Source organism: Pontibacterium sinense, assembly GCF_015209595.1.
GTDB classification, from domain to species: Bacteria; Pseudomonadota; Gammaproteobacteria; order Pseudomonadales; family Balneatricaceae; genus Pontibacterium; species Pontibacterium sinense.
Genome location: NZ_JADEYS010000028.1, coordinates 43,285 through 54,071 on the forward strand (window position 1 = coordinate 43,285; position 10,787 = coordinate 54,071).

10 protein-coding genes are annotated in these 10,787 nt (G+C 51.8%); 5 read left to right on the plus strand and 5 right to left on the minus strand.

Going from position 1 to position 10,787, the window contains the following annotated elements:
- Positions 1 to 186 precede the first annotated feature (186 nt).
- Positions 187 to 1,605, plus strand: a complete 1,419-nt coding sequence (locus IOQ59_RS19710; RefSeq protein ID WP_193955190.1) for an FAD-binding oxidoreductase — start codon at positions 187 to 189, stop codon at positions 1,603 to 1,605.
- Between the two features lie 160 nt (positions 1,606 to 1,765).
- Positions 1,766 to 2,488: an ABC transporter permease gene (locus tag IOQ59_RS19715; protein ID WP_193955191.1), complete on the plus strand. Its 723-nt coding sequence runs from the start codon at positions 1,766 to 1,768 to the stop codon at positions 2,486 to 2,488.
- Here IOQ59_RS19715 and IOQ59_RS19720 read toward each other — a convergent pair whose 3' ends face one another.
- From IOQ59_RS19720 to IOQ59_RS19740, 5 genes are all read right to left on the minus strand, one after another.
- The gene (locus IOQ59_RS19720) at positions 2,489 to 3,106 is read right to left on the minus strand and encodes a DUF4388 domain-containing protein (RefSeq protein WP_193955192.1); all 618 of its coding nucleotides are present in this window, start codon (positions 3,104 to 3,106) and stop codon (positions 2,489 to 2,491) included.
- Positions 3,103 to 3,285, minus strand: coding sequence for a hypothetical protein (locus IOQ59_RS19725; RefSeq protein WP_193955193.1), 183 nt, complete (start codon positions 3,283 to 3,285; stop codon positions 3,103 to 3,105). Before IOQ59_RS19725 ends, IOQ59_RS19720 begins: the two co-directional genes overlap by 4 nt.
- 315 nt (positions 3,286 to 3,600) lie before the next feature.
- A complete protein-coding gene (locus tag IOQ59_RS19730) occupies positions 3,601 to 4,833 on the minus strand; it encodes an SPM autocatalytic domain-containing protein (protein WP_193955194.1) in 1,233 nt (410 codons plus the stop codon).
- Positions 4,834 to 5,059: 226 nt separating this feature from the next.
- Positions 5,060 to 7,111 (minus strand): elongation factor G, encoded by a 2,052-nt coding sequence (gene fusA, locus IOQ59_RS19735; protein ID WP_193955195.1) that lies wholly within the window; start codon positions 7,109 to 7,111, stop codon positions 5,060 to 5,062.
- A gap of 153 nt (positions 7,112 to 7,264) precedes the next feature.
- Positions 7,265 to 7,756, minus strand: a complete 492-nt coding sequence (locus IOQ59_RS19740) for an MOSC domain-containing protein (protein WP_193955196.1) — start codon at positions 7,754 to 7,756, stop codon at positions 7,265 to 7,267.
- 151 nt (positions 7,757 to 7,907) lie between these two features.
- On the opposite strand from IOQ59_RS19740, the gene IOQ59_RS19745 reads away from it, so the two are divergent.
- The 3 genes from IOQ59_RS19745 to IOQ59_RS19755 all read left to right on the plus strand — a co-directional run bounded on the left by IOQ59_RS19745 (position 7,908) and on the right by IOQ59_RS19755 (position 10,486).
- Positions 7,908 to 8,510 carry an NADPH-dependent FMN reductase gene (locus IOQ59_RS19745; RefSeq protein ID WP_193955197.1) on the plus strand — a complete coding sequence of 201 codons (603 nt, stop codon included), beginning with the start codon at positions 7,908 to 7,910 and terminating at the stop codon, positions 8,508 to 8,510.
- 187 nt (positions 8,511 to 8,697) lie between these two features.
- Positions 8,698 to 9,171 carry a group I truncated hemoglobin gene (locus tag IOQ59_RS19750; protein WP_228051039.1) on the plus strand — a complete coding sequence of 158 codons (474 nt, stop codon included), beginning with the start codon at positions 8,698 to 8,700 and terminating at the stop codon, positions 9,169 to 9,171.
- A 211-nt stretch (positions 9,172 to 9,382) separates the two neighbouring features.
- Positions 9,383 to 10,486, plus strand: a complete 1,104-nt coding sequence (locus IOQ59_RS19755; protein WP_193955198.1) for a phosphoribosylaminoimidazolesuccinocarboxamide synthase — start codon at positions 9,383 to 9,385, stop codon at positions 10,484 to 10,486.
- Positions 10,487 to 10,787 lie beyond the last annotated feature (301 nt).

A 10,787-nucleotide genomic window follows, 5' to 3' on the forward strand; every position in this document is an offset into this window, starting at 1 on the left:
TATTGAGGCCTCGGCTAGAATTTAAAAAGCATCGTTTTCAGATAGTCGCTCGTCGTCAACAACGGTCAGGTGGTGCCCCTGATCTTTTGAGCAATGTGGGCGGTGCAGTTCATGGCAGTAACTTATTCAACTGCAATCCTTCCAGCTTGAAGTGCTTCATCGCTCAGGTTGAAGGGAGGTTTAATCATGACAGAGATAAAGGCACGATCACTGAGTGGTGAACTCGTCACCCTCAGTGGTGAAAGACTAGAAACACTTCAAACACAGATTCGAGGGGAGGTTATCGGGACAGATCATGCGCAATATGATGATGCGCGTCAGATCTGGAATGCGATGATCGACCGCCATCCCGCAATGATTATTCGATGCACCGGCACAGCGGATGTTGTGCAGGCGGTGCGTTTTGCGCGTGAGCAAAATCTGCTGATATCCGTCAAGGGGGCGGGTCACAACATTGCCGGTAAGTCGCTCTGTGACGAAGCCGTGTTGATTGATCTCAGCGCAATCAACTACGTGCGGGCTGATCCGGAGCAGGGGGTACTCATCGCAGGCCCCGGTGCAACCTTGGGTGATGTCGATCATGAGGCACAGCAGTATGGCCTGGCGGTGCCCGTAGGCATCAATTCTACGACCGGGGTGGGTGGTTTAACGCTCGGGGGTGGTTTTGGCTGGATCAGCCGTTCCCATGGCCTCTCCATAGATAATCTACTTAGCGCAGAAGTGGTGACGGCGGCTGGTGAGCGTCTAAAATGTGATGCCAGTCATCATCCCGATCTTTTTTGGGCCATTCGGGGCGGTGGCGGTAATTTCGGTATCGTCACATCGTTTGAATTCCGAATGCATCCAGTGGGGCCGATGGTGATGTCTGGGCCAGCGGTGTATCCCTTTGATCAGGCGTTTTCCGTGCTGCAGGCCTATCGCGCCTTCTGTGAAAAAAGCCCGGATGAGTTAACCACGTGGGCGGTGATCCGCGATGCGCCTCCATTACCTTTTCTTGATGCCCAATATCACGGGCAGCGGGTTTTGATCATTGTGGCGCTCTATAACGGTCCGATGGATGAAGGCGAGAAAATGATCGCTCCGATACGGCATTTGGGACAACCCATTGCTGATGGATTTGCACCTCATCCTTTTGCGGCGTTCCAGCAGGCCTTTGATCCATTGCTCACCCCGGGGAGCCGCAACTATTGGAAGTCCCATAACTTTGCGGCGCTTGGTGATGAATTGATCGAAACGCTGGTGGACTATGGCGGTAAGCTGCCCAGCTCACAATCAGAGATCTTTGTTGCTCAGCTCGGTGGTGCGATCAATCGGGTCGCTTCAGATGCTACGGCCTACCCTCATCGGGATGTCGAATACGTGATGAACGTGCATACCCGGTGGGATGACACCCATCAGGACCGTGATTGTATTGGGTGGGCGCGTGAGTTTTTTGATGCCACTAAACGCTTCGCAACCGGCGGGGTTTATGTGAACTTTATCAGTGAAGATGAAGAGCGGGTTGATGGTGCGTATGGCGAGAACTACGCCCGTCTGGCGAAGGTGAAATCAGACTATGATCCGGACAACTTCTTCCGTGTAAATCAAAATATCAGACCGGGCTAATGGGCTGATTCTCGTCTCTATCTATGTGACCGGCCGGAAAAATTACGGTCGGTCACTTATCAAAACTCTATTTATGCATGACAGTTTTGTCACAATTTTGTGAAACTTGTTTGGTATAACTGAACATTGTCTGACGAAATAGTCTGGTCTGAGTTGTTTTATGCATTCGATATCTTGGTTGTCCCTTAGTTGGTGTCTGATCCCCGTGCTGTTGATCAGTACGGTATATTTTTATTGGAACGGTAAACCCACTGAAGTGCTGCTGTCCGCCGCGCGGATGGCGTTGCAGTTGGTAGCGGTGGGGTACGTGTTGGTGATGTTGTTTGAGCAACCCTCACCCTGGATTACCGGACTGGTCCTGACGGTGATGATTTCCGCGGCATCCTGGATTGCAATTCGACCCGTCAGACATCAGCCGGGTTTTTTGCGACCAGCGTTTATCGCGCTTTTGGTTGCGGTCGGATTTCATCTGGTGATTGCGCTTAAATTGGTGCTGGGTGTTGAAACCTGGTACGAACCAAGCGTGATGATTCCGTTGGCGGGCATGTTCTATGCGAACAGCATGAATGCGATCAGCTTGGCTGCTGAGCGTTATTATTCGGGTTTGAAGGAAGGAAAAGATGAAAATGCCGCGCGGATGGCGGCGTTCCATGCCGCGATGATCCCGCAAGTGAACAGTTTGCTGGCGGTGGGACTGGTGGCGTTGCCGGGCATGATGACCGGTCAGATTCTCTCCGGTGTATCTCCGCTGATTGCGGTGCGCTATCAGATCATGATTATGACGATGGCGTTAGGTGCCAGCGGTCTGGGGGCTGCGCTGATGCTTTGGCAGCTAGGGCGTAACAAGATCAGTGTAAGTATCAAGCAAGCCGTAGGTCGCTAACTACGAGCGAACGACCTGTCCGCGATACATTCTGACGGACTTGCTTCGGGTTGACTGAGAGGGTGTTTCCTCTTGGATCACTTTCGTTATCTTTTGGCCTCGATACACTTGCGTAACTGTACGTGTTTTGGGGATGGATTCTGGGGCGGTGATCTCGATTGGTTTACCGGGGTCATGGTCACTAGTCGGTGGGATAGGTAGATTCTCTATGCCAACTGATTCGGGGGAATCTGATGCTGGAGATGTGTTGGGGGCTTCAACGGCTAACGCTTCAGCGCTTGGCGGATCGGCTAGATCTTGCAGATAGTATTGAAAACCAAGTTGATCCAGCAGGGCGGTTGCATCATTGGGCAGCAGCGTTTCCGGGATAGGGAATATCAGATCGGGCGTGTAGGAGTATCGGGCATCGTCGAGCAAGGACAGGGCTGATAATGCCTGAAAGTTATATTCGCCCCCATAGGCTGCACCGATCAGATGCCCGCGATGGATGACCAGTTGACCCGAGCGGTTTTCCTGTGTGGCGATAAATAGGGTGCCGGTGTCTCCTGCGTGGCAATGCTCAAAGAGTTCCAGCCACAAGGAGTAGAGAGGGGAGTCTTTACGTATACCAACTTTCATATCCACGGTGATACCTCTTTGAGCGACGTGCTTAGGCACAGGGGTTGGGGAATCAGGCCATTTGAACCTTGAAACGGTGTCCAGACTTGGTCCGCGTCGACAACCAAATCGGATAGCGACAGGCAGAGGTTGTGTTGCTCAGCCACGATGTTATCTACCACCAGAATCTTTTTTGTCATCTCCGTTCCTCTGTTGAATCCCTGTTAGGACAAGGCAAGTTTCAGGCCATTTCGACCAGTGCCTTGTGAAGGATGTGTATGTGGAGGATTGAACGAGCCCGGTGGGGAATACATCGTTATCAGTGCACACTTGTGGAAGTGTGATTGAGGTGTCTGATCTGTATTGGTGCGCGGATTATGGAAAAGGTTTTTGTCATACCTTGTCGCGAGAGCTATCAAAGGCGTTGTAAGGGTCCCGGCCTGTGACATCCCTATCGGCGGCCGGGAGAGGTGGTACTCGTGGAATAAACTGGGGGTATAAACGGTGTGGAGGTATCAGACGACAAGATCGACTTGCTGAACGGTGCCGGAGCTACCATCTTCCCTCAGGAAAAAGCTCGAACTACGTACAACGCCCTGCAGTTCGTTATCGTCGTTTTTAATCTCAAACGGGGTCTGTACAGCGCCGAGATAGATAGCTCCAATCTCTTTATCCGCGAGGGAGAAGTACTGATCGTCTCCGCTGCTGGTTTTGACCCAGATTTTCAGTTCCGTATAGGCGGCGTCGCCTTCATCGATAAATCCGTTGCCGTCATCATCGTAGGCGCGCAGATCGGCGAAGCCGTTGCCACTCTGAGTGCCGAATAACTCGTTGCCATTATTAACGCGACCATCACCGTTATGGTCCATCATCAGAAAACCGCTGCCTTCACCGGTAAAACTGATCTGATCCTGTTTGCCGTCTGAGTTGATATCCAGTCCAAATTTCTCGTTGGTCAAGTCGGCGGCGGGCGCGTTGAAGTTGATGATTAAGGGATCTTGCAGCTGTGCGCCAGCCGTGATGGTGGTGGATTCACGGGTGGCGAAACTGTGGCTCATCTCCATCATCAGATCGATGTTAATCGTCTGACCGTCAGCCGTGTGGATTTCACCTTGGGCGCTGTAGGACGTGCGTTCGAACTCGCTGTAGGCCACCGTGTGCTGGTAACGCATGCCCACCTCTTCGCCAACACGAGGCGGCTCGAAGTTCTCTAGATCAATACTGAAATCCATGGTTTGTACTGCACCAATCTGAATCTGATTCGCCTGTGCGAAGCCTTCGCTCAGCGCGCGACCATCGGTCAGTTCAATCGGTTTGCCGGTAATGCTGGAGAGAATCGCCGCCGTCAGTTTTAAATTCGGATCAGTCATCTCCGGCATTGGGGGAGTCTCTGCTGGCAACAGTCGATCGATCAGGGTGATTGGGCGAGGTGTCTGTGACTCTGTAAGGTCTATCACCGGCCCGTTAAAACCGAGCTGACTCATCGGCTGTCGTGTGGATTGACTGATGCTCAGGTTTTGGTTGTTACTAAACTGGCTTTGATGAGTTGAGACCTGCACATTGCCGAGGCCTTTTGCAAGTTCGAGTGCTTCTTCGGAGAGACTGGTTTTATCTCCGGCAGTCATCTGTTGAGACCGGACAGAACCGTCCCGTTGGAAGCGCTGTACTTCGAGGCTTTCATATTCCGTATGCGTCTGCTCTTTAGCATGGCTGGTGCTAAAGCTGACATTGGTATTGGCGATAATCATTATGCCGTTTCCTGAGTAGATGTTTACAGGCTATCGGCAACTCGTGGTGGTTTTTTAGTCAGTTATACATGAGCAATACTCATGTTAAACATAAGGGAATATGTCTTGCGCCTGAATATAAAAGGGATTAGCGCACGGAGGAGACTATCGCATGATAGTTATGTCAACGAGGGAAGGGCCTTACCGGCCCCATCTCTTGTTGTACTACAGCAGTACTGCTTGAGCGTCAGCCCGCTTCCTGTGTGGGTTGATGATTAGCGATCAACTCAGTCTGCTGGCGGTTGGGTAGCGGTGCATAGTGGCTTAATGCCATTGTGAACTGACCTTCACCCCCGGTCAGTGCTTTGAGGCGTGACTGGTATCCATCCATTTCAGAAAGCGGTAATTGAGCGCTGATTTCCACCTGCTGCTGCGGTAATACCGCGGTGCCGTTGATCAGGCCTCGTTTGGCCGAGATATCTCCGGTAATGTCGCCCACGTTGTTGCTGGGGGTGATGATATTCACGTCCACAATGGGTTCCAGCAGAATGGGGTGGGCTTGATGAATGGCATCGAGAAAGGCTTTTTTACCGGCCGCGACAAAGGCGATCTCCTTCGAATCGACCGAATGGTGTTTGCCGTCGTACACCGTCACTTCAATGTCTTGCAGAGGAAATCCAGCTAAAGCGCCGCTGCCGAGTACCTGTCGCACACCTTTTTCGACCGCAGGGATAAATTGTCCAGGAATCGCACCACCCACGACCTTGTTTACAAACCGAAAGCCGCTGTCTCTGGGCAGCGGTGTGATGCGTAGCGAGACTTCGCCAAATTGTCCGGCACCGCCGGTTTGTTTTTTATGACGGTGGTGGCCTTCGGCTGGCGCGGTAATGGTTTCTCGATACGCGATGCTGGGTGGGCGGGTTTCAATCTCCAGGTTGTACTGGGACTGCATACGATCAAGGATGATTTTCAGATGCAGTTCTCCAGCCCCATACATAACCGTTTCGTTCTGGGCGATACGATGTTCGATCTTAATGCCAGGGTCTTCTGAGGCCAGCTTGTGCAATGCATCCGAAAGTTTTTGCTCGTCGCCGCGGCGGGTGGGCGTAATCGCCAGTCCGCACATCGGTTGAGGGCGTTCGACCATTCTCAGGTGATAATCGTCTTCCTCATGGTTGTCGTGTAGCAGGGCGTTAAACTCCAGATCGTCTATTTTAGCGACAGCACATAGGTCACCGGGGATAGCGCTGGTGATCTCGCTGTGTTCTTTACCCTGCAGTTTCATCAGGTGAGCGACTTTAAAGGGTTTTCTGCTATCACCAATAAACAACTGGCTCCCTGTGTTAATCGTACCCTGATAGATACGAAACAGACCCACCCGGCCTAAATAGGGGTCAACAGAGATTTTAAACACGTGCGCAATGACGTGAGCGTTAGGATCGGGTTTGACCCTGACCTCCGGGGCGTCAGGGCCTTCCCCTTTTAGGAATTGAGGTGGATTTGTTTCAAGAGGGCTGGGCATCAGTCGGGTAAGGATCTCCAGCAGCTGAGGAATACCCGCACCGGACTGCGCGGAGACAAAGCAGACCGGGATCAGGTGTCCGTCACGCAGGGCTTGTTCAAATGGGATATGGAGTTGTTCGGCAGTGAGTTCTTCGCCTTGCTCCAGATACAGTTGCATCAGTTCTTCATCGATCTCGACCACCTGATCAACCAGTGTGTCATGTGCCTCCTGTACATCTGAAAATGCCGTTGTGGCATCCGTGTGTTCGAAAAAACAGTCAATCACCGATTGTCCGTCTGCTGCGGGTAAGTTCAGCGGTAAGCATTCGCTGCCAAACCGGGCCTGAATATCTTCCAGCAAGGCGGATGCATTGGTCGCTGGGCCGTCTGTTTTATTCACAATGATTAAACAGGGCCGATCCGCTTCCCGGCTTTTTTCTATCATCAGCTGGGTGACTTGTTCGATGCCGGTATGGGCATTAATCACGACGGCTATGCTGTCTGCCGCGGGTAAAATGCTCAGTGTGCGTCCCATGAGCTCGGGGTATCCGGGTGTATCGAGCAGGTTCACGTGATGTTCGCTGTGGTCAAAGCTACACAGGGTGACATCAATCGAGTGTTGCAAGGCTTTTTCCTGCGGAGAGTAATCAGATAGGGTGGTGCCGCATTCAATATTGCCGGGTATGCTCAGTGCACCGGAGTGATATAGCAGGCTTTCGATGAGCGTGGTTTTACCGCAACCGGTGTGGCCGACAATAGCCACGTTGCGGATGTTCTCTGTGCTGAAGCGGGGCATGGAATACCTCCAGGATTCTGGTCAGATTCACAATGCCTGCGGTTAATTGGTGTGGAGCAGTTTCATCCTGAAGCTGCGCAGGGCCCATGCGCAGGTCGAAAATCTGGGATGATCTTATATCTAGTATTGGGGAGAAAGTGACGAAGGGCCAGATCAGATTTTCTCAATCTTATCCCCCGTATGGATCAGGCCGCTTTTGGTTATTTTTGCGCAGAAGCCTCCGTATCCGAGCATCGCCGCGACAGCACCCTCACCGAGTGCCGATTCCATGCGTGAACAGGGGTGGCAATGGGCGGTGGCGATGAACTCGGCCTCACCGATTCGAAACGGCTGGTGGCGCAGGGCATAGAGGTTGATACCTGATACCAGCAAGTTACGTCTTAGTAGCTCAACCGGCACGTGATCCCGTCCCATAAATTGAGCGATCAGGTTCAAGTGCTCCGCACTGATCAGGGTGACCTGACGGGCTGAACCGGGGCTTCCCTGACAGCGCCGGTCACCCTCCAGCCCCAATCCTTCCAGAGCTAAGACCTGCTCGACTGTCTGTATCGGTTCTTTGCGGGCCGGGCGTAATCCTATCCATTCCAGTGTGCCCGCAGGCAGGTTCTCAGTGAACCGGGCGATCAGTCGGCCTTGGCTGTTCATAACACTACATCCTGAATACGAAGGGGGTACCTAATGCTAGTACAAACGAGTCAGTAAAAAACAGTCTGTGGCCACGCCTGAATACGGTGATCAACTAAGATTCAGAGTAATCAACGGTATGTAATGCCGCCCAACAAAGAGGATTCAGGTCATGGCAACACAGAATGAAAGCCGAGTACGCATTGTGATTATTCCCGGCAGTGTACGTCCCGGAAACTTTACTGCAAAAGCGGTCGCGCTGGTGGCAGATGAGATCACACGATACGGTGATATTGAGCTTGAAGTGATCAATATGGATGCACTCGAATTACCCCTGCCGGGACGGGAGGGTGATCTTGTCGCCTTAAAGCAGTTCCGCGACACCGTGTCTGCGGCCACTGGCGTTATTTTTGCCACACCGGAGTACCACGGGACGTTTAGTGCACTGACGAAACTGGCCATTGAAAATCTGGGTTTTCCGTCGGTGATGGCAGGCAAACCGGTCGCTCTGCTCGGGGTTGCTGCTGGGGCGATAGGGGCGATTAAGTCGTTGGAGCAGCTGCGGGGTGTGTGTTCGCATGTTGGGGCGATTGTACTTCCTGCACCGGTATCCGTCGCGGGTGTGCAGGGTGTGTTTGATGAGCAAGGGCAGTGCACCGATGAGATGATTGATAAGCGGATCAGACATGTCGCCACCAATCTGATCGATTACATCAACGACCACATCTGTCCGGGGATTGGTCTGGAAGAGATCGTTCGTACGTCGGACCATTAGACCGGGGCTCGCGCGGCTTGGGTGCCACGTGAATGCGACACTAGGCATCTTTGTACGCAGCTATACTTTGATGGGTGAGTAGCTGTGCTCCAGTGTCGCCAGATGCCGGTTTCTTATTGGGGTGAGCTCAACCTTCTGCATATCAACTGACCAGGCTGTAGAGGTCAAGACGAAGAGGACAGATGTTATGCAATCTATACGACACGTGGGCACCTCTGTGGTGATGGCGCTGTTGCTGATTATGATGGCTCCGCTCATGCACGCGGGTGACCAAAAGTCAGAACCATCGCTCTATAACCGGTTAGGTGGGGCCTACGCGATAGCCTCGGTGGTGGATGACTTTATTGAACGTCTTCTGGTGAATGATGTACTGAATGCCAATCCGGCTATTAAATCCTCCAGAGATCGTGTTCCTAAGGCGGGTCTTAAGTTTCATGTCACCATGATGGTGAGTGAAGTAACCGGCGGGCCTGAGAAGTACACCGGTCGTACCATGAAAGATTCCCATGTTCATCTCAACATCACATCGCAGGAATGGGATGCGATGGTGGCGGATTTCAAAGTCACACTGGCGAAATTTGAAGTCCCGGAGAAAGAGCAGCAGGAGCTGATAGCCATTGTGGCAACAACCAAAGCGGACATAGTGATGTCTGCTAATTAGTGCCTTTCATCCGATAATCGGCACATGCTGCTGTTATGCAGTATGTGTCGATCTCCTTGAATCAAATTCAAAACGTCACTCTCTTGTCGCAAACTGCATGTAAAAAACGTGTCTCTCAATGATCATTCTGGTAGAATCCCGCGTTTCGAATTTCCGGGCTTTCCATGTGATGGGTGGCCTTTCTGATCTAGAGATAACAGGACAGTTTGCAATGAGTCTTGCTGATAAAGTACTGGCAGTAAATAACGATCTGCCAATCCGTACCGATGCACCGGTACACAGTGGTAAAGTCCGTTCCGTTTACTGGCTGACGAAAGAAGACAGCCGTCGCCTGATCAAAGAGAAAGGCTACAACGTTCACGAAGATGCAGAATTGGCAGTGATGGTCATCAGTGACCGTATCTCCGCATTCGAATGCATCTGGACCGGTGAAGGTGGCATGCAGGGCGTACCGGGTAAAGGTGCCGCACTGAACGCGATCTCCAACCACTGGTTCAAACTGTTCCGTGAACAGGGTCTGGCTGATAGCCACATTCTGGACATCCCACATCCGTTGGTTTGGGTTGTGCAGAAAGCGAAGCCGGTTATGATCGAAGCGATCTGCCGTCAGTACATCACGGGTTCTATGTGGCGTTCATACGCTAAAGGCGAGCGTGAGTTCTGTGGTATCGAAATCGCAGACGACCTGAACAAAGATCAGAAGCTGCCTGAGCTGCTGATCACTCCGTCCACCAAAGGTATCCTGAAAGATATCCCAGGTGTACCTGAAGTCGACGACGTGAACATCACACGTAACGACATCGTGAACAACTTTGAAGCGTTCCAGTTCCGTAGCGAAGCAGACATTGATCTGTACGAAAAGCTGCTGAAAGAAGGCTTTGATGTGATCAGCGCTGAACTGGAGAAGATCGATCAGGTCTTCGTTGATACCAAGTTCGAATTTGGTTACGTAACCGACGCAGATGGTAACGAAAACCTGATCTACATGGATGAAGTCGGTACGCCTGACTCTTCCCGTATTTGGGATGGTGCATCTTACCGTGACGGTAAAGTGATCGAGAACTCCAAAGAAGTTTTCCGTCAGGAACTGCTGAGCCACTTCCCTGATTCAGATATTCTGGTCAACAAAGATCGCATGGAAGAGCGTTACGCTCTGGCACGCGACAACGAGCTGCCTGCAGCACTGATCCAGAAAGTATCTGATACCTATGTAGGTATCGCTGAAAAGATCACAGGCGAGAAACTGACTCTGTCTGAGAATCCAAAAGCAGAGATCGTTGAGATCCTGCGTGAGCAGTACGGCCTGGTCGACTAAGCCAAACCGCTCGCATAAAAAAGCGCCCGATTCGTACAGAATCCGGCGCTTTTTTTGTGCCTGAGTATTGGGGGGAGTGTGCTGGTTTGAACCTGTAGGAGGTATTTGTATTGGTATTTCTATCACCTGTAGGGTCGGATTTATCCGACCGGCATCTTAATCACCGACGATGACGACGATGACGACGATGACGACGATGACGACGAAGCGGCTCTACAACTGAATCGTAGATACCATCTCTCCATATGTGCCTCAAGTGATTGATTAGGTCATTTGAGGTACATATTCAGTTTGCTGTTTC

Coding starts and splice junctions, on each gene's coding strand:
- IOQ59_RS19740 (WP_193955196.1), bottom strand. CDS start 7,756: ATGAACAGCCAAGGCCGACTGATCGCCCGGTTCACTGAGAACCTGCCT.
- IOQ59_RS19715 (WP_193955191.1), top strand. CDS start 1,766: ATGCATTCGATATCTTGGTTGTCCCTTAGTTGGTGTCTGATCCCCGTG.
- fusA (WP_193955195.1), bottom strand. CDS start 7,111: ATGCCCCGCTTCAGCACAGAGAACATCCGCAACGTGGCTATTGTCGGC.
- IOQ59_RS19710 (WP_193955190.1), top strand. CDS start 187: ATGACAGAGATAAAGGCACGATCACTGAGTGGTGAACTCGTCACCCTC.
- IOQ59_RS19745 (WP_193955197.1), top strand. CDS start 7,908: ATGGCAACACAGAATGAAAGCCGAGTACGCATTGTGATTATTCCCGGC.
- IOQ59_RS19720 (WP_193955192.1), bottom strand. CDS start 3,106: ATGAAAGTTGGTATACGTAAAGACTCCCCTCTCTACTCCTTGTGGCTG.
- IOQ59_RS19730 (WP_193955194.1), bottom strand. CDS start 4,833: ATGATTATCGCCAATACCAATGTCAGCTTTAGCACCAGCCATGCTAAA.
- IOQ59_RS19725 (WP_193955193.1), bottom strand. CDS start 3,285: ATGACAAAAAAGATTCTGGTGGTAGATAACATCGTGGCTGAGCAACAC.
- IOQ59_RS19755 (WP_193955198.1), top strand. CDS start 9,383: ATGAGTCTTGCTGATAAAGTACTGGCAGTAAATAACGATCTGCCAATC.
- IOQ59_RS19750 (WP_228051039.1), top strand. CDS start 8,698: ATGCAATCTATACGACACGTGGGCACCTCTGTGGTGATGGCGCTGTTG.